Annotated in this window: 17 protein-coding genes; 9 read left to right on the forward strand and 8 right to left on the reverse strand. The window is 44.9% G+C overall.

Features of this window, described 5'->3' with window-relative positions; translation table 11 throughout:
* Nucleotides 1-10: 10 nt before the first annotated feature.
* The 6 genes from rraA (at nucleotide 11) to FTU86_RS03040 (ending at nucleotide 7,618) form a co-directional block, all read left to right on the forward strand.
* Nucleotides 11-523: a ribonuclease E activity regulator RraA gene (gene rraA / locus FTU86_RS03015; protein WP_005178481.1), complete on the forward strand. Its 513-nt coding sequence runs from the start codon at nucleotides 11-13 to the stop codon at nucleotides 521-523.
* 54 nt (nucleotides 524-577) lie between these two features.
* Nucleotides 578-1,354 (forward strand): glutathione S-transferase N-terminal domain-containing protein, encoded by a 777-nt coding sequence (locus FTU86_RS03020; RefSeq protein ID WP_034597779.1) that lies wholly within the window; start codon nucleotides 578-580, stop codon nucleotides 1,352-1,354.
* Between the two features lie 123 nt (nucleotides 1,355-1,477).
* Nucleotides 1,478-1,834, forward strand: coding sequence for a hypothetical protein (locus FTU86_RS03025; RefSeq protein ID WP_005178476.1), 357 nt, complete (start codon nucleotides 1,478-1,480; stop codon nucleotides 1,832-1,834).
* Nucleotides 1,835-1,962: 128 nt separating this feature from the next.
* Entirely contained in the window at nucleotides 1,963-5,424 is a 3,462-nt protein-coding gene (mfd, locus tag FTU86_RS03030) for a transcription-repair coupling factor (protein ID WP_180036792.1), read from the forward strand.
* 218 nt (nucleotides 5,425-5,642) lie between these two features.
* Nucleotides 5,643-6,077, forward strand: coding sequence for an HIT domain-containing protein (locus tag FTU86_RS03035; protein ID WP_005178471.1), 435 nt, complete (start codon nucleotides 5,643-5,645; stop codon nucleotides 6,075-6,077).
* 83 nt (nucleotides 6,078-6,160) lie between these two features.
* Nucleotides 6,161-7,618 carry an adenylate/guanylate cyclase domain-containing protein gene (locus FTU86_RS03040; protein ID WP_171525163.1) on the forward strand — a complete coding sequence of 486 codons (1,458 nt, stop codon included), beginning with the start codon at nucleotides 6,161-6,163 and terminating at the stop codon, nucleotides 7,616-7,618.
* A gap of 95 nt (nucleotides 7,619-7,713) precedes the next feature.
* Here the strand turns inward: FTU86_RS03040 and fdx are convergent, their stop codons facing one another.
* From fdx to FTU86_RS03080, 8 genes are all read right to left on the reverse strand, one after another.
* Nucleotides 7,714-8,052: an ISC system 2Fe-2S type ferredoxin gene (gene fdx / locus FTU86_RS03045; RefSeq protein WP_005178469.1), complete on the reverse strand. Its 339-nt coding sequence runs from the start codon at nucleotides 8,050-8,052 to the stop codon at nucleotides 7,714-7,716.
* 15 nt (nucleotides 8,053-8,067) lie between these two features.
* Nucleotides 8,068-9,927: a Fe-S protein assembly chaperone HscA gene (hscA, locus tag FTU86_RS03050; RefSeq protein WP_016659014.1), complete on the reverse strand. Its 1,860-nt coding sequence runs from the start codon at nucleotides 9,925-9,927 to the stop codon at nucleotides 8,068-8,070.
* A gap of 39 nt (nucleotides 9,928-9,966) precedes the next feature.
* Nucleotides 9,967-10,482: a Fe-S protein assembly co-chaperone HscB gene (gene hscB, locus FTU86_RS03055; RefSeq protein ID WP_016659013.1), complete on the reverse strand. Its 516-nt coding sequence runs from the start codon at nucleotides 10,480-10,482 to the stop codon at nucleotides 9,967-9,969.
* A 104-nt stretch (nucleotides 10,483-10,586) separates the two neighbouring features.
* A complete protein-coding gene (gene iscA, locus FTU86_RS03060) occupies nucleotides 10,587-10,907 on the reverse strand; it encodes an iron-sulfur cluster assembly protein IscA (RefSeq protein WP_045795408.1) in 321 nt (106 codons plus the stop codon).
* A gap of 37 nt (nucleotides 10,908-10,944) precedes the next feature.
* Entirely contained in the window at nucleotides 10,945-11,331 is a 387-nt protein-coding gene (gene iscU, locus FTU86_RS03065; protein WP_005178460.1) for a Fe-S cluster assembly scaffold IscU, read from the reverse strand.
* Nucleotides 11,332-11,433: 102 nt separating this feature from the next.
* Nucleotides 11,434-12,651, reverse strand: a complete 1,218-nt coding sequence (locus tag FTU86_RS03070) for an IscS subfamily cysteine desulfurase (protein ID WP_104473046.1) — start codon at nucleotides 12,649-12,651, stop codon at nucleotides 11,434-11,436.
* Between the two features lies 1 nt (nucleotide 12,652).
* Nucleotides 12,653-13,126 (reverse strand): Rrf2 family transcriptional regulator, encoded by a 474-nt coding sequence (locus FTU86_RS03075; protein ID WP_005178455.1) that lies wholly within the window; start codon nucleotides 13,124-13,126, stop codon nucleotides 12,653-12,655.
* A 111-nt stretch (nucleotides 13,127-13,237) separates the two neighbouring features.
* The gene (locus FTU86_RS03080) at nucleotides 13,238-13,885 is read right to left on the reverse strand and encodes a hypothetical protein (RefSeq protein ID WP_104471107.1); all 648 of its coding nucleotides are present in this window, start codon (nucleotides 13,883-13,885) and stop codon (nucleotides 13,238-13,240) included.
* A gap of 186 nt (nucleotides 13,886-14,071) precedes the next feature.
* Here FTU86_RS03080 and FTU86_RS03085 point away from each other — a divergent pair, with 186 nt between their 5' ends.
* The 3 genes from FTU86_RS03085 (at nucleotide 14,072) to FTU86_RS03095 (ending at nucleotide 16,981) form a co-directional block, all read left to right on the forward strand.
* Nucleotides 14,072-14,539 carry a phasin family protein gene (locus FTU86_RS03085; protein ID WP_005178447.1) on the forward strand — a complete coding sequence of 156 codons (468 nt, stop codon included), beginning with the start codon at nucleotides 14,072-14,074 and terminating at the stop codon, nucleotides 14,537-14,539.
* A 168-nt stretch (nucleotides 14,540-14,707) separates the two neighbouring features.
* Nucleotides 14,708-14,980, forward strand: a complete 273-nt coding sequence (locus tag FTU86_RS03090; protein WP_005178445.1) for an HU family DNA-binding protein — start codon at nucleotides 14,708-14,710, stop codon at nucleotides 14,978-14,980.
* A gap of 129 nt (nucleotides 14,981-15,109) precedes the next feature.
* Entirely contained in the window at nucleotides 15,110-16,981 is a 1,872-nt protein-coding gene (locus tag FTU86_RS03095) for a SurA N-terminal domain-containing protein (RefSeq protein ID WP_104491556.1), read from the forward strand.
* Nucleotides 16,982-16,998 lie beyond the last annotated feature (17 nt).

The following is a 16,998-nucleotide window of genomic DNA, read 5'->3' on the forward strand; positions in this document are numbered from 1 at the left end:
GGAAACACACGTGTCTACAGTCGCTTTCGTTACTTGTGATTTGCTGGATGATAACCCGGATAAACAGCTGCAAGTGGTCACCCCATCAATGGATGGCAAATTTTTCAAAAGCTATGGCGCGCGTAAAAGTTTTGGCGGTCAGGTGGTGACGGTAAAATGCTTTGAAGATAATTCGCGTGTAAAAGAATTACTGGCGACTGAAGGCCGGGGCAAAGTGCTGGTGGTGGATGGTGGTGCGTCAATGCGCTGTGCACTTATGGGCGACCTGATTGCCGAATCTGCAGTAAAAAACAACTGGAATGGTGTGATTATTTACGGTTGTGTACGTGATGTCGATGCCATTGCTGAACTGGATTTAGGCGTACATGCGCTGGCAGCAATTCCACAAAAAAGTAACCGTAAAGGCGTGGGTGAGGTCGATATTCCGCTCAGCTTTGGTGGTGTGAATATTCAGTCGGGTGATTATATTTATGCCGATAATAATGGTATTGTGGTGGCCAAAGAAGCATTGGTGGAGCTGTAATCAACCCGATTCGGCATTCATCTTCTAGAACATAACAAGAACAGGAAGGTCATGATGTTGCATCATCAAATTAAAGTGGTACAGGCATTGGCTTCTGCTTTGACCGAAGGCGGGCGCGGAAGCAATGGCACAGCATTTCCCAAGCAACCTGAGCAGCCGCTCAAGTTGTATGAGTTTGAAGGTTCACCATTTTGTCGACGTGTCCGCGAAGTCATGACCTTGCTGAATCTGGATTATGAAGTCTATCCCTGTCCTAAAGGTGGTAAAAAATACCGTCCGCAGGTCAAGGAATTGGGCGGTAAACTGCAATTTCCATTTCTGGTAGATGAAAATACTGGAGATCATCTCTACGAATCGCAGCAGATTATTCATCATCTGTTTAAACACTATGGCAAAAGCGGGAAAACCCCGCGGCGCTATGCACATTATCCAAAAATTCCCTTTGTGGCCTTTGCGGGTACGCTGCTTAATGGTGCACGCGGGGTCTGGGTCAAGAAAAAGATTAAAAACCGTGCGGCACCAGAGCAACTGCTGGAGCTGTGGGGTTTTGAAGCCAGTCCGTATACGCGCATTGTGCGCAGTACCTTAACCGAGCTGGAATTGCCTTTTATTTTCCATAATGTGGCCAAAGAGCGCTGGCAGGATCAGGGGCTGGCCAAATTACGTTTAAAGCCAGGTAAATATGTACCTTTAAAGGGCGGTAAACGTGAGAAAGTCTTGGCACTGATGGGAGAGAATATTCAGGTGCCTTATCTGGTTGATCCGAATACCGGCGCTCATATGTTTGAATCGGATGATATTGTGCATTATTTGCAGCGCCAGTATGGTTAAAACTCTCAAGTTAAAAGCATCTTCGGATGCTTTTTTGTTTTTATGAAGATATCCGCGTTCAAACGCTGGATCTCCATGCTAAAGCCGATACACTAGGCACAGCGAATTTCAGGATATAACCATATGTTCAATAAAGTGGCGCAACTGTTTAAAAGCAAGCCCTCTCCAGAAGCAGAATTTCTGGCTGAACATCAGATTCAGTTTGATCCGCAACACGGCTATATCGTCGATGGTATTGTGCTGAATGATGCTTTATCGGAGCGGCTGGAGTATTTGTCTAATCGGCGTATGAACCGTTTTGATGACCTGAAAGAACTGTATTTTACCGCCATGCTGATCAATGAAAAAATTGATCTGGAAATTGCCACGCAAAGCTTTGTGACGCGTTTGGGCAACACAGAAGAAAACCTGTTGCAGTTTAAAAGTATCGTGAAACGCCTGAATGATTATTATCGTCAGTTCTTGCGTGAGAAAAAGTAAGCTTCAATCCATTTTTCAGCCAGATGCAGTCTCATTTTTCAGATAAAGATTAAGAAAAATTAACGTAATGGATGGAAATGCTCGTGTTAGTATAAGCCGCATGTTGATTAGACCTAAAAGCTATATACATGTTCCAACACGAAAGCTCCCAACTCAATCTGAAACAATTAAAAACGGGCGAAAAACGCTGGGTGGGCAATTTGCAGGGCTCATCCGCGGCCTTGCTGATCAAGCAGCTGAGCACCCTGCATAAACAGTTATTGATTGTGGTGGCGCGTAACAGCCAGCATTTGGGGCAGTTGGAAAGCGAATTTGAGTTTTATGGTATTCAACCGACCATTTTCCCGGATTGGGAAATTTTACCTTATGACCGTTTATCGCCGCATCAGGATATTGTCTCTGAGCGTCTGGCGATTTTATCGAATATGCCACAGCAGGGCGTACTGCTGGTGTCGGCTGCAACCCTGGCGCAGCGTGTGGCGCCAACCTCTTGGGTCTTAGGTGAGCATTTTGATATTCAGGTTGGCCAGAAGTTTGAACTGGAACAGCAAAAGAAACGCCTGATTCAGGCTGGTTATCATCTGGTCGATACAGTCTATGACCATGGTGAATTTGCGGTGCGCGGCAGTATTATGGATATTTTTGCTTCAGGGCAAGAAGCACCAATCCGGATTGACCTGTTTGATGATGAAATTGAAAGCCTGAAGTTTTTTGATCCGGAAACCCAGCGGACTACCCAAACCATTCAGCAATTTTCAGTACTACCCGCCAAAGAGTTTCCTCTAAAAGAAGGCCGTTCGCTGTTCCGCGATCGTTATGCAGAATTATTCCCAAGTGCAAATCCAAAGAAAAGCCCGGTGTATCAGGATGTGCTCGATGGCATTGCCTCGCCAGGGATAGAGTTCTATTTTCCGTTATTCTTCAGCGCTCAGGCAATGGCTGCCGAAAGTACCTTAATGGCGTACTTACCTGAGAATGGCATTGTCATTACAGATAAAGGGCTGGAAGAAAGTTTAAACAGCTTCTGGCAGGAAGTAAACCGCCGTTATGAAGATCGCCGGCATAATATTGACCAGCCTATTTTACCGCCCGAGCAACTGTTTTTATCACCTCAGCAGGTGCTGGGACAGTTAAACCAGTTTGGCCGCATCATCGCCTCGGCAGATCATTTTGCTGAAAAAGCCGGTGTGGTAAATCTGGCCACTGAAGCACCGCCTAAATTGCCGGTCGATCCGAAACGGGAAAAACCGTTCAGTCTGGTCAAAGAGTATATTAACGCGGCCAATCATCCGGTGTTGCTGGTCGCAGAAAGTGCCGGTCGCCGTGAAACCTTAAAAGATGCGCTGCGTTCCAGTCTGGGAGAAATCCCAACGGTTGAGAACTTTGCTGAATTCCAGAAATCTTTATACGCCGTTGCCATTACCAACGCTCCTTTAGATCGTGGTCTGGTAATTCAGGGCCAGCTTTCGGTCATTTCGGAAAACCAGCTCTATGAACATCGTGTGGTTCAGCGTCGGCGTAAACGTCAGCAGGAAGTCTCGGAAGAGTTTTTAATTCGCAGTCTGACCGAGCTGAGTATTGGTGCACCGGTGGTACATATTGATCACGGTGTGGGGCGTTATGCCGGACTGGTGACGCTGGAAATTGATCAGCAGGATCATGAATTCTTGCAGCTCGATTATGCCGATGGCGCCAAAGTCTATGTGCCAGTGACCAATTTGCATTTAATTAGCCGCTATAGTGGTGGCGATCCGGATTTGGCACCGCTGCATAAACTTGGCACTGATGCCTGGCACAAGGCCAAGCGTAAAGCCTTGGAGCAGATTCACGATGTCGCAGCCGAATTGCTGCATATACAGGCACGCCGTCAGTCCAAGCCGGGCTATGCCTTTGAGCTGGATGAAAAACTGTATATGCAGTTTGCATCCGGGTTTGCCTATGAAGAAACGCTGGATCAGGCCAATGCCATTGAAGCGACCTTATATGATATGCAGCAGGCCAAACCAATGGACCGTCTGGTCTGTGGGGATGTTGGCTTTGGTAAAACCGAAGTGGCCATGCGTGCCGCCTTTGTCGCCGTGCAAAATAATAAACAGGTAGCGGTCTTGGTACCGACCACCTTGCTGGCACAGCAGCATTATGAATCCTTTAAAGACCGTTTTGCCGACTGGCCGGTGCGTATTGAAGTCCTGTCGCGTTTTGGTTCATCCAAAACCCATACTAAAATCATTGAAGATTTGGCCGAAGGCAAAGTCGATATTGTGATTGGTACCCATAAAATTTTGCAGGAAAATGTCCAGTTCAAACAGCTGGGTCTGATGATTGTCGATGAAGAACACCGTTTCGGTGTGCGCGATAAAGAGCGGATTAAAGCCTTGCGCGCCGATGTCGATATGCTGACCTTAACGGCAACCCCTATTCCACGTACCCTGAATATGGCCTTTAGTGGCATGCGCGATTTATCCATCATTGCCACACCACCAGCGCGTCGTTTAGCCGTAAAAACCTTTGTGCAGGAACAGACTGGTGATTCAGTCAAAGAAGCGATTTTGCGTGAATTGCTGCGTGGCGGTCAGGTGTATTTCCTGCATAATGAAGTCGATACCATTGAACGTGCAGCAGAAAATATCCGCCAGCTGGTGCCGGAAGCACGGGTAGCAGTCGCACATGGCCAGATGCGTGAGCGTGAACTGGAGCAGGTGATGCAGCAGTTCTATCATAAAGAATATAATGTGCTGGTCTGTTCCACCATTATTGAAACCGGGATTGATGTCCCGAATGCCAATACCATTTTAATTGAACGCGCCGACAAGCTCGGCCTGGCGCAATTGCACCAGTTACGTGGCCGGGTTGGACGTTCGCACCATCAGGCCTATGCCTATTTGCTGGTGCCGTCGATTAAAGGCTTAAAAGGTGATGCTGAAAAACGTCTGGATGCGATTCAGCGTGCATCGACCTTGGGAGCTGGTTTTATGCTGGCCACCGAAGACCTGGAAATTCGTGGTGCCGGTGAACTCCTCGGGGAACAGCAAAGCGGTTCGATGCAGGCCATTGGTTATAGCCTGTATATGGAAATGCTGGAAAAAGCCACTAAAGCCATTCAAAAAGGCAAAACCCCAAATTTCGATGCGCCGTTGTCGTTAACAGCGGAAATCAACCTGCACATGCCAGCCTTGATTCCGGATGAATATCTGGGCGATGTGCATCAGCGTTTATTATTCTATAAACGTATCAGCAATACCGATACACAGGAAAAACTCGACAACATCCGTATGGAACTGATTGACCGTTTTGGTATTCCACCACAACCGGTAAAACAGCTATTTGCCGTGCATCAGCTGCGTCTGAAAGCCGAGCAGCTCGGTATTACCAAAATTGATGTGGGTGCCAATGGTGGCAATATCGAGTTTTCGCCAGATACCCCGGTGCAGGCGATCAGTATTATCCAGATGATGCAGAAACATCCGACCTATTTCCGGATGGATGGCGGGCAGCGTTTAAAAGTCATGGTGCTGTTGGATGAACATCAAAAACGGATTCAGTTTATTTCCGATTTGCTGGAGCAATTGCTGCGCGAACTGCCAGCCTGAGTCAACGCTCAGTCCCAATGCAATTCCTGCTGCTTATTTAATCGCTGACTGCGCAAAGAAGTCTTGATTATTTAAGGAAATTTATTGAAGATAGGGGATTGCTCTGGCTGGCTGCAAATAGTGTGTTATTTGTGGTGAAACGGCCGTTATAGAATATTCACGTCCTTTGGGATGTGGTAGTATTAGCCATCATTCTAATTTGCGTCATTTATAAAGATATGTTTAGTTTGCATCCACAACTTGCTCAAGATACTTTTTTTGTAGGCGACTTTCCCCTGTCAACATGTCGTTTAATGAATGATATGCAATTTCCTTGGCTCATTCTTATTCCACGTGTGCCGGGCATTACTGAACTCTATGAATTAAGCCAGGCCGATCAGGAACAGTTCCTGCGTGAATCGAGCTGGTTATCTAGCCAACTGTCACGTGTATTCCGTGCCGATAAAATGAATGTTGCTGCACTGGGCAACATGGTGCCACAATTGCATTTCCATCATGTGGTGCGTTATCAAAATGATGTGGCATGGCCAAAACCGGTCTGGGGAACACCAGCAGTACCGTATAACAATGAAGTGCTGAACCATATGCGCCAAACGCTAATGTTGGCACTACGCGGTCAGGGCGATATGCCATTTGACTGGCGAATGGACTGATATTCGTGTTTGCATCATGCAGGGATGTATGGTGTGACCAGATCCGCTAAGGAGAGTAGAGTACGGTGTCACTAGGTTATTGGATGGATCGAGATCCTACACAATTTGATTACCTGCATCGGGTTATGGGCTATGCCAGTTTATCGCTGATCCTGATTGTCTATCATTACACCTATCCAGACACCCAGTACCAAATTTATATTCCGGTTTTATTGGCATTTTTGCTGTTTATTACCCCGAAACTGTCGCGCTGGCTACAATCTAAATATAACTATCAGATTAAAAGAAATATCTTATTTATTATAGATATTATGATTGTGGCCATCTGTCTGTCGGCCGTGCATTTAAATCTGGTCCTGACCTTTGCGGCTATTTTTGCCTTGCTGTATACCGCCATTAACGTCAAAGTGTCGTTCTTTTTGGTGTCGCTGGCGGCTTTATTTGCAGCGTCGGTATTCTATCTGTGTAATATTTTCGTATTTGGCTTTGGTGAATATTTTGAATACACCACCAATGAGCTGACCATTCTGGCCTTCCTGTGCATGATCGTGTATTTCGGGATGGGCAGTGTTTATCAGACCCGCCGGATTCGTGCCTCTAACCATAAGCGTGAACATTATTATCAGCAAATGAACCGCTATATGGAGTTTGCCAACCAGTTGAGCCGTTATGCGCCGCTTCAGCTCTGGCACTCGATCATGAAAGGCGAGTCAGAAGCCAAAATTGAATATAAACGTAAAAAACTCACCATCTTCTTTTCCGATATTCAGGGCTTTACCGAACTGTCTGAAACCCTGATTCCAGACGATTTAGCCTACCTGCTGAATGATTATTTGAGTCATATGACTGAAATTGCCAAGCAGTATGAAGCCACGGTCGATAAGTTTATGGGCGATGCTATCCTGATTTTCTTTGGTGATCCAAGCAGTCAGGGTGTGGAAAATGATGCCAAGACCTGCGTTGAAATGGCTATTGCCATGCGCCAGCAAATGAAACTGCTGCGTGAACGCTGGATTAAAATGGGCTATCCGCCGTTACATATCCGCATGGGCATCAGTACCGGTTATTGCCACGTTGGTAACTATGGTGCGGCGCATCGGATGGCCTATACCATTGTCGGCCGAGATGCCAATCTGGCGGCGCGTTTGCAAAGCGCAGCCGAAGTTGATGAAATCCTGCTGTCAGATGATACCTATCAACTGGTGAAAAATGATTATCTGTGTGCGCCGAAAGCGCCAATTTTCCTGAAAGGTATTCAGGGTCCGGTGAAAACCTGGCAGGTCATGGAAAAATATGCGGCCAGAAAATCCGATTATCAGCGCTGGTTTGACTATGAATACAAAGGTTTTCATCTGTTGCTGAATCTGGATGAAGTGCAAAACTTTGAATATCCGGAACTGATTGGTGTGCTGGAAAAAATGATTAAACGGATTCAGACCCAGCAAAAACTGACCAACTCGCAGGGTATTGTGAAATTAAAACTGGAAGATGAAGTGATTGAAGAAGTCGAGGTTAATCGACCAGATCGGGAATTTCATTAAATTATAAAGATAGATGATCTGCTTGATCGAAGATTGTTGAGTGTTCTATCAAGTCAAAAAAACCACGCCGGAGCGTGGTTTTTCTGTTTTAAGTCTTAGTGATTTTCAGAAGCATGGTTAATGGTGTATTTTGGAATTTCAACTTCCAGATCTTCATCAACCACCTGTACCTGACATGATAAACGTGAGTCAGGTTCTAGACCCCAAGCACGATCTAACAGATCAGCTTCGACATCATTCATTTCTTCCAGGCTGTCAAAACCGCGGCGTACCACCACGTGACAGGTGGTGCAGGCACATGACATATCGCAGGCATGTTCAATTTTAATGCCGTTTTTTAACAGGCTTTCGCACAGGTTGGCATTTTGTTCAACTTCAAACTCAGCACCTTCTGGGCAGAATTGCGCATGTGGAAGTACTTTAATACGTGGCATAGTCTTTACCTTAAATTAGTTTGAGTTTGACCAGTCGTCGAGCTTGGTGCCTTTAAGAGCAGCATCAATATGCTGGTTCATGCGAAGCGCAGCAAAAGCATCACTGTGTATTTTAAGCTGTTCAATAGCCTGTTCAATAGCCTGAATATCGGTTGTTTCAAGCTGGCTGTACAAATGGGTTTTCGCACCATTCAATGCGTCCAGTTGTTCTGTGCTCAATAGCTGTGCATCAACTTTTAACGCCTGTTCCAGGGCTTCCAGTTCACGCTGTGCTTCGACCTTGGTTTCCTGTAAATGACGCAGGTGTTTGTCTTCTTCTGCGTATTTGAAACCGTCAAGCAGTAAACGTTCGGTATCTTCGCTCGATAAACCATAAGACGGTTTAATGTCGATGTGCGCAGAGACGCCAGAAGTCGTTTCTTTGGCAGAAACACTAAGCAGGCCATCGGCATCGACCTGAAAGGTCACTTCAATACGCGCCTGACCGGCAGTCATTGGTGGAATACCATGCAGGACAAAACGGCCTAAACTACGGCAATGCTCAACCAGATCACGTTCACCTTGCACCACATGAATCAGCATGGCGGTTTGTCCATCCTGATAAGTGGTGAATTCCTGACGACGCGCGACTGGAATTGCAGTATTACGTGAAATTAAACGCTCGACCAGACCGCCCATGGTTTCCAGACCTAAAGACAGTGGGGTAACATCTAAAAGCAATGAACCATCTTTGGTATTACCAATCAGCTGATTGGCCGTAATAGAGGCGCCAATCGCAACCACTTCATCCGGGTTAATAGTACATAGCGGTTCCTGGTTAAATACCTCACGGACAGCTTTTTGCACCGCATAGGAGCGGGTAGAGCCGCCAACCAGTACCACGTTTTGAATATCGGTCAGTTCCAGTTTGGCATCGCGCAGTACGCGTTTGCAGACGCTAATGGTCTTGTCTAACGCCACCTGAATAATGCTTTCAAAAGTCGCACGATCCAGTGTTAGTGTTTGGTCTAACAGTTGCAGTTCTACCGATTCAGCATCCGACAGCGCTTCTTTGGCCTGACGCGCTGCGACTACAAAGTGGGCATATTCAGTATCATTTAATGTGTCAATATTCAGCTGTTTTTTCGCCCATTTGACAATTAAACGATCTAGATCATCACCACCTAATGCAGTGTGACCACCGGTCGCCAGTACTTCAAATACGCCTTGCGAGAAGCGTAAAATTGATACGTCAAAGGTACCGCCGCCTAAGTCATAAATCACATAGTTGCGATCGGTGCTTAAATTGCTGTCCTGATCCAGACCATAGGCCACTGCAGCAGCAGTCGGTTCATTAAGTAAGCGCAGCACATTCAGGCCAGCCAGTTGAGCTGCATCACGTGTGGCTTGACGCTGAGCTTCATCAAAATAGGCCGGAACAGTAATTACTGCGCCATTGACCGGATTTTTCAGGCTGTCTTCAGCACGGTCTTTCAGCTGTTTTAAAATTTCAGCCGAGATTTCTACCGGTGTTTTACGACCTTGTGCAGTTTCAAAAGCCGGCATTTCATTGGCTTCACCCACTAAATCGTAAGGATGCTGAAATTTGATGTCTGCCTTGGAGCGACCCATAAAACGTTTTACTGAAACAATGGTATTTTTCGGATCGCTGGTGATAAACGGTTTGGCATCGTTGCCATATTGCGTGGCATTTTCGGCATAATGAACAATTGAGGGAAGTAACACACGACCTTGTTCATCATGAAGGACTTTGGCTTGCGCCGAAAGAACAGTGGCCACCAGTGAATGTGTGGTGCCTAAATCAATTCCAATCGCAATGCGATGTTCATGCGGTGCGCTTGATTGTCCTGGTTCTGCAATTTGCAAGAGCGCCATTGTGTTACATCCTTTGCACGTTAATTTGAAAAAATAAAATTAAAAATCGTCATCTAAGTCAAAGCTGTCATCGTCGAGGAAACGATCTTCAGCCTTGTCAATATCGGTCATAACTTTCTGGAAGAAACGCAATTTACGTACTGTATCGCGTGCTTCGCCCCAGTCTTCATCTGCATAATCAATTTTAAATTCGCGAACCAGACCATCAATCCATTGCTGGACTTCGGTTTTCAGGGAAGCCAGTTCATCGGCAGAGCGGGCATCATCCAGCTGCTCACGAATTTCCAAGGCAGACTGTAAAAACTCGAAATCACTGATCGACTGATCCAGATGATAATCCTGTTTTTTTAAGCTCAGTAAATAACCTGCGCGGCTGTCAACCTGAGATAAAACTTTATACGCCTGGTTGATTTCGCTGGACTGAATCAGCGCCTGGTCTTTATCTTCGGCTTTATCGGGGTGATATTGTTGCTGTAACTTTAAAAATTCTGCTTTTAAAGTAGCCAAATCAATATCGAGTGCTACAGGCAGGTTAAACAGCTCAAAATGATTCATGGAAGAGATAATCCGCGATTGATTGCAAAAAAGGACTGCATAAATGCGATTAAAACAGTGTACAAGACACTGTTTTAATCTGCAAAAGAAGGGAGGGTCGGGAATTAAACCGTGAAGGATTCACCACAACCACATTCACCTTTTTTATTCGGGTTATTGAATTCGAAGCCTTCATTCAAGCCGTTTTTGACATAGTCCATCTCTAAACCTTCAAGATAGACTAAACTTTTCGGGTCAACGAATACTTTTACACCGTGCTGTTCAAATACCTGATCGTATGCATTGATGTCATCAACAAACTCAAGCACATAGGCCAGACCTGAACAGCCGGAAGTTTTCACGCCAACGCGAATACCTTCACCCTTACCGCGATTCTTTAAGTAATTGCTGATATGAGTTGCAGCATTTTCAGTTAAATGGATCATGAAAACTCCGTTAATCTGTCTTTAAAACGAGAAACAATTAAGCTTTTTGCTGTTTGGTACGATAGTCTTCAACAGCCGCTTTAATCGCGTCTTCTGCAAGTACAGAGCAGTGTACTTTAACTGGTGGTAAAGCCAGTTCGTTTGCAATATCAATGTTTTTGATGGCTTGAGCTTCGTCCAAGGTTTTACCTTTTAACCACTCAGTCACCAGTGAGCTTGATGCAATTGCCGAACCACAGCCATAGGTTTTAAAGCGTGCTTCTTCAATTACACCGTCATTATTCACTTGAATCTGTAAACGCATTACGTCGCCACATGCTGGTGCACCGACCATGCCTGTACCTACGTTGTCTGCATTTTTGTCTAAAACACCAACGTTGCGTGGGTTTTCGTAATGATCAATTACTTTTTCGCTATATGCCATTTTGCTTCTCCAAACCTCGGGGTCAGCGTTAATATTAATATGGGGTCAATATTCGTTTTATCAATGAGATGAAGCTGAATAAAGCTTCATCTCAGTGTCGAATTAGTGTTCCGCCCACTCAACTGTAGAAAGGTCGATACCTTCCTTATACATATCCCAAAGCGGAGAAAGTTCACGTAATTTCTCAACAGCAGCTTTGGTAATTGATAACACATGATCAATATCTTCTTCAGTGGTGTATTTGCCAAAACTGAAGCGAATTGAACTGTGCGCAAGCTCGTCAGACAGACCTAGCGCACGCAGTACATAAGATGGCTCAAGCGTTGCAGACGTACATGCAGAACCTGAAGATACTGCTGCATCTTTAAGCGCCATCATTAACGATTCACCTTCAACAAAGTTGAAGCTGACGTTTAAGTAGTTGGCTACGTTTTGAGTCGGGTGACCGTTCAGGAACACTTGTTCAAGGTCTTGCAGACCATTCCAGAGTTTGTCACGTAACACGCGTAAACGGGTTTGTTCAGCTTCCAGGTTTTTACCTGCCAGCTCAAATGCTTCGCCCATACCCACGATTTGATGGGTCGCCAGCGTACCAGAACGCATACCGCGCTCATGACCGCCACCGTGCATTTGCGCTTTCAGACGCACACGCGGGCTACGGCGTACAAATAAGGCACCAATGCCTTTAGGGCCATAGATTTTGTGTGCAGAGAAGCTCATTAAATCAACTTTTAAGGTTGAAAGATCAATCTCGACTTTACCCGCAGCCTGTGCAGCATCAACGTGGAAGAAGATTTTGTTGGCACGGGTAATTTCACCAATTGCAGCAACGTCAGTCACGGTACCAATTTCGTTGTTCACCATCATCAGGGAAACAAGAATGGTATCTGGACGAATTGCAGCCTGAACCATTTCCGGGGTAATTAAACCGGTTTGTGGTTGTGGCTCAAGATAGGTAATTTCGAAGCCTTCAGACTCAAGCTCGCGGCAGGTATCTAAAATTGCTTTGTGTTCAATTTTAGAGGTAATGATGTGCTTGCCTTTAGATGCATAGAATTGAGCCACACCTTTTAGGGCAAGGTTGTCAGATTCAGTTGCGCCTGAAGTCCAGACAATTTCACGTGGGTCAGCTTTGATCAAGTTCGCAACTTGTTCACGTGCATATTCCACTTTTTCTTCTGCTTGCCAGCCATAGGCATGTGAACGAGATGCTGCATTACCGAAGGTGCCTTCGAAAGTTAAGCATTCCATCATACGTTCTGCAACTTGAGGGTCTACAGGAGTTGTTGCTGCATAGTCAAGATAGATCGGACGTTTCATGTCAAATACCTGTAACCGATAAAAGGGCTGAATCAAAAGATGCTGAATTTTGGCGAATTGCAACGGCTTGAACGTTGTCACGAGCTACAAGGTCAGCAAGGGTGATTTTTGCAAGATAATCGGCAATATGGTGGGAGAGTTCTTGCCATAAATCATGGGTTAAGCACATTGCACCATTCTGGCAGTTGCCTTTATGGTCACAACGGGTGGCATCAACCGTTTCATTTACAGCTTCAATGATTTCTAATACGGTGATTGTATCGGCACTGCGCGCCAGGTGATAACCACCATTGGCTCCACGAATACTGGAAACCAGGCCGTGACGCTTTAATTTCGCAAATAACTGCTCAAGGTAAGCGACAGAAATAGATTGTCGAGCTGCAATTTCTGCAAGAGTGATCGTTTGTTCAGTTGGCTGCAAAGCTAGATCAAGTAGAGCAGTCACTGCGTAGCGACCGCGAGTGGTTAAGCGCATGATTCGATACACATGGTTGGACTAGATGTGTAGATTCTATGAATCCTGACTAAAATAGTCAAGTTTTTTTATTATTCGGATATTCGATTCAATCGCAGGGAAATTAAGGATTTAAACGATCCATAAATTATACACTAATAACGCAATTAATAGCAGAGTAATTAGACTAAAAGCCAGATTAATTCGCTTTTGGTTGCGCTGCATGCGACGAATGCGGTTTTTATACTGTTTAACTTCTACCTGCAGGGTATTAATGGTCGAGCGTTGCAGGTCAATTTTCTCTAATAATGGGGCAATCCGGCGTTTAGAGGTTTCCAGTTCCTGCTCGTGTTCAGGATCGGCCAGCCATTGACGCCAGTCCGACAGCACTTTAGGAATACTGAATAAGGTCAGCAGATCACGGAATTCATCTTTTAAAGTCGGGTCGCCTTCAATGCGCATGGCTCGAATACTGCGACGATTCCCCAAGACAAAAATCTTAATCAAATCCAGCAGGGTGGTGCGTACATCTAACTCGACAGCTTTTTCAGGTGCTTTCTGGTCAAACAGAATACCGTGTTCACTAAACTGCACATAAAAGTCGAAATAGGGGATATAGCTGTTAATTTTGACCGCAATTTTCTGGTCTACAAATTTTTTGGCCTGAAGTGCAACAACACGATCATATTTCAAGATAAAGCTAAAGATTGTTTCCAGAACAATCATCACCATCGTCAGCAACAAATGTGATTCATTTTGTCTTTGTTGCGATTCATTCATACAATTTAGTCCCTAACCAGATCGAGTCGTGCATATCCAAGCAGTGCATTACCAGGAAGTAATACATAATATTCTTGCTTTGTAGAACAGTTTAACAAAACGTTCAAGTGCTTAATTTGCTATTATAAGAGCATTTTGTTGGTTTATGATATTGAATGGTATACAAAATAAGCAGGAGAAATGCGAATGGATGAAGCAGCAGTAGAATCGCCAGAACCACAAAACGAAAATGAAAAAGCGTCTAAAAACAAAGCAAGAGTACGTTCAGGGCGTAAATCGGCGCTAGATTTTCGCAAATATACCAAACAGATCTGGCTGGCCGGCTTAGGCGCATTTTCCCGTGCTGAAGAAGAAGGCAATAAATTATTTGACTCACTGGTCAAGGTGGGGGAAGAACTGGAATCCAAAACCACCGAAATTGCCGATCAAACCGTAGAAAAAGTTTCTGAAAAGGCCAAAGAATCGGTGGTCGATACCAAAGATAAGGTCGAACGGATGATTGACCATAGTGTTCATCATTCCTTGAACCGTATAGGGCTGGTAACCGTGAAAGATATCCAGCATTTAGAGCAGCTGGTGCTGCAACTGCACAGCAAAGTCGATGCTTTAATTGAAGAAAATAAGCAATTAAAAGAACAACTCCTGAAAAAGTGAAAATCTCGACAGCTTTGGCATTTTTTGGCAGATTTTTGCAACTTATTTTGTATAAATGCGTCTGGAGAGTATTGCTTTTACCCTCAAAGCATTGCTATAAAGGCATTACGGTAACTTAAACGAAATCTTTGGACCTTAAATAAACGATATTAAGAGGACGTAATCTTCATGAATAAATCAGAATTAATTGATGCAATTGCAGAGAAAGGGGGATTGTCTAAGACTGACGCTGGTAAGGCTTTAGACGCTACAATTGCTTCAATCACTGAAGCGCTGAAAGCAGGCGACACAGTGACTTTAGTGGGCTTCGGTACTTTCAATGTGAAAGAACGTGCTGCTCGTACAGGCCGTAACCCACAAACTGGTGAAACACTTGAGATTAAAGCAAGCAAAGTACCTAGCTTCAAAGCGGGTAAAGGTTTAAAAGATTCTGTAGCTTGATCTTTTAAGCAGTATTAAACGCGCCTCCTGGCGCGTTTTTTATTAATAATCAGAGTTTCGGGTTTTAATACATTCATTCGCTGAGGGTTTTCGGTTAAAATCCTGCACAAGTAAAATATTGGAATACTTATGGAATCTTTTCGTAATGTTATTAAGGGCTGGTTGGGCAAGGTTTTGCTCGTTCTGTTTCTGATCCCTTTAGCACTTGTAGGTATTGAAGGATATTTTAGTGGCGGCAATTCTGCCGACTCGGCAAAATCAGTAAATGGGCAACAGGTTTCCAAACAGGAATTAGAAGCCTTAACCAACTCATTAAAACAACAATATCTCAGCTATACACAAGGCGATGAGACCTTGTTGAATCAGGCGTATATTGAAAATAAAGCACTCGATACTCTGATTGCACGTACCTTGCTGTTACAACAGACGGAACATTTGGGTATTTCCTTAAGCGATGCGCAAATTGAGCAGATGATTGCCCAGCAACCAAGCTTTCAGGAAAATGGCCAGTTTTCTGAAGCACTGTATGCCAATTACCTGCGTTCAGTGGGCATGAGCAGTCAGGCTTTAATCCAGAATCTGCGTCAGGATCATGCCTTGAAAATGCTTAGCGCGAGCTTTATGGATCATGCCTTGGTGAGCGAGCTGGATATCCAGCAGATTGCCAATTTACAAACCGAACAGCGTACCTTGCATTTATCCAGCATTAAACTGGATGAATATAAGAAAAATATTCAGGTTTCAGCGCAAGAAATCAGTGATTATTACAATAAACATTCGACCCTGTTTAAGCAGGTCGCCAATGTTGATGTCGACTTTATTGTTCTGACGCCAGCACATATTTCCGCGACTGAAGCTGCAATCACCGATGCAGAATTGCAACAGGCCTATGACAAGTTTGTTGAAGCCCAGCAAAAAAATGCAGCGCGTGAGGTTAAACATATTTTAATTACCACCGATGCACGTGATGATGCAGCTGCCAAAAAACTGGCGGATCAGGTGTATGCTGAAATCCAGCAGGGCACCAGTTTTGCCGCTGCTGCACAGAAATATTCAGAAGACCCGGAATCTAAAGACAAGGGTGGCTTATTTGAGGCTTATGACGTGGGTGCCTTTGGCAATGCCTTTGATCAGGCAGTCACCAGTCTGAAATCAGGTCAGATTTCTCAGCCGGTGAAAACCCAATATGGTTATCATCTAATTCAGGTTGAAACCGATGCAGTTCAGGTGCCTTCTTTTGAAGCGGAAAAAGCCCGTTTAACTGCAGAACTGAAAAAGACCAAACAGCAAAATGCCTTCTCGGATACGGTAAATAGCCTGAATGAGATGGTGGTGGGTAGTGATGCGCTGGATGTGGTATCTCAGGAAGTCAAAGGCACCAAGGTTGAATCGGTAAAAGGCTTTAGTCTGGCCTCTCAGCATCCAGTATTATCTGATCCAAGTGTGAAGGTGAAACTGTTTAATGATGATGTGAAAAACGGCGATCGTAACGCTTCAAGTAACATTCAAATGGCCAATGGTAATGTGGTTTGGGTGAAAGTACGTGAGTATCATGCTGCGGGTGTGCAAACCCTGGCTGAAGCAACACCACGTGTACGTGCCAAACTGATTGAAGAAAAAGCCTTTAATGCAGCCAAAGCCAAAATCCAGAAATCACTGGATGAGTTCAAGACGCAACCGGCTGCAGAAGTCTTGGCTCAGCAGCAAATCCGTTTTGAAGATGCTGGTGTATTTACCCGTGCTGAAGGTCGTTTAAAGCGTGAAATTGAGCGTGCTGCATTTAGCTTGATGCCACCGAAGCAAGGGATGTGGTCTGTGACCACGGCAGCTTTGCCAAATGAACTGGTGGTCGTGGCAGTATCGAATGTGAACCGTACCACTTCAAATGCTTTAACGCCTGAACAGTTACAGGAGCTTGCCAAGTTGTATCAACAGCTGCGCGCCCAGCAAGAACTGGATGACTATACCCAGTATCTGAAAGCTAAAGCAGATATTGAATAAGTCTGACTGCATAATAA

It is taken from the genome of Acinetobacter sp. YH12155 (assembly GCF_013418255.1).
GTDB classification, from domain to species: domain Bacteria; phylum Pseudomonadota; class Gammaproteobacteria; order Pseudomonadales; family Moraxellaceae; genus Acinetobacter; species Acinetobacter indicus.

What these genes read in the sequence shown, in the direction of transcription:
- FTU86_RS03070 (WP_104473046.1), bottom strand. Translation starts at nt 12,651, where the DNA reads ATGAAACGTCCGATCTATCTTGACTATGCAGCAACAACTCCTGTAGAC.
- iscU (WP_005178460.1), bottom strand. Translation starts at nt 11,331, where the DNA reads ATGGCATATAGCGAAAAAGTAATTGATCATTACGAAAACCCACGCAAC.
- FTU86_RS03035 (WP_005178471.1), top strand. Translation starts at nt 5,643, where the DNA reads ATGTTTAGTTTGCATCCACAACTTGCTCAAGATACTTTTTTTGTAGGC.
- mfd (WP_180036792.1), top strand. Translation starts at nt 1,963, where the DNA reads ATGTTCCAACACGAAAGCTCCCAACTCAATCTGAAACAATTAAAAACG.
- FTU86_RS03095 (WP_104491556.1), top strand. Translation starts at nt 15,110, where the DNA reads ATGGAATCTTTTCGTAATGTTATTAAGGGCTGGTTGGGCAAGGTTTTG.
- FTU86_RS03085 (WP_005178447.1), top strand. Translation starts at nt 14,072, where the DNA reads ATGGATGAAGCAGCAGTAGAATCGCCAGAACCACAAAACGAAAATGAA.
- hscA (WP_016659014.1), bottom strand. Translation starts at nt 9,927, where the DNA reads ATGGCGCTCTTGCAAATTGCAGAACCAGGACAATCAAGCGCACCGCAT.
- FTU86_RS03090 (WP_005178445.1), top strand. Translation starts at nt 14,708, where the DNA reads ATGAATAAATCAGAATTAATTGATGCAATTGCAGAGAAAGGGGGATTG.
- FTU86_RS03040 (WP_171525163.1), top strand. Translation starts at nt 6,161, where the DNA reads ATGGATCGAGATCCTACACAATTTGATTACCTGCATCGGGTTATGGGC.
- FTU86_RS03080 (WP_104471107.1), bottom strand. Translation starts at nt 13,885, where the DNA reads ATGAATGAATCGCAACAAAGACAAAATGAATCACATTTGTTGCTGACG.
- iscA (WP_045795408.1), bottom strand. Translation starts at nt 10,907, where the DNA reads ATGATCCATTTAACTGAAAATGCTGCAACTCATATCAGCAATTACTTA.
- hscB (WP_016659013.1), bottom strand. Translation starts at nt 10,482, where the DNA reads ATGAATCATTTTGAGCTGTTTAACCTGCCTGTAGCACTCGATATTGAT.
- FTU86_RS03075 (WP_005178455.1), bottom strand. Translation starts at nt 13,126, where the DNA reads ATGCGCTTAACCACTCGCGGTCGCTACGCAGTGACTGCTCTACTTGAT.
- fdx (WP_005178469.1), bottom strand. Translation starts at nt 8,052, where the DNA reads ATGCCACGTATTAAAGTACTTCCACATGCGCAATTCTGCCCAGAAGGT.
- FTU86_RS03025 (WP_005178476.1), top strand. Translation starts at nt 1,478, where the DNA reads ATGTTCAATAAAGTGGCGCAACTGTTTAAAAGCAAGCCCTCTCCAGAA.
- FTU86_RS03020 (WP_034597779.1), top strand. Translation starts at nt 578, where the DNA reads ATGTTGCATCATCAAATTAAAGTGGTACAGGCATTGGCTTCTGCTTTG.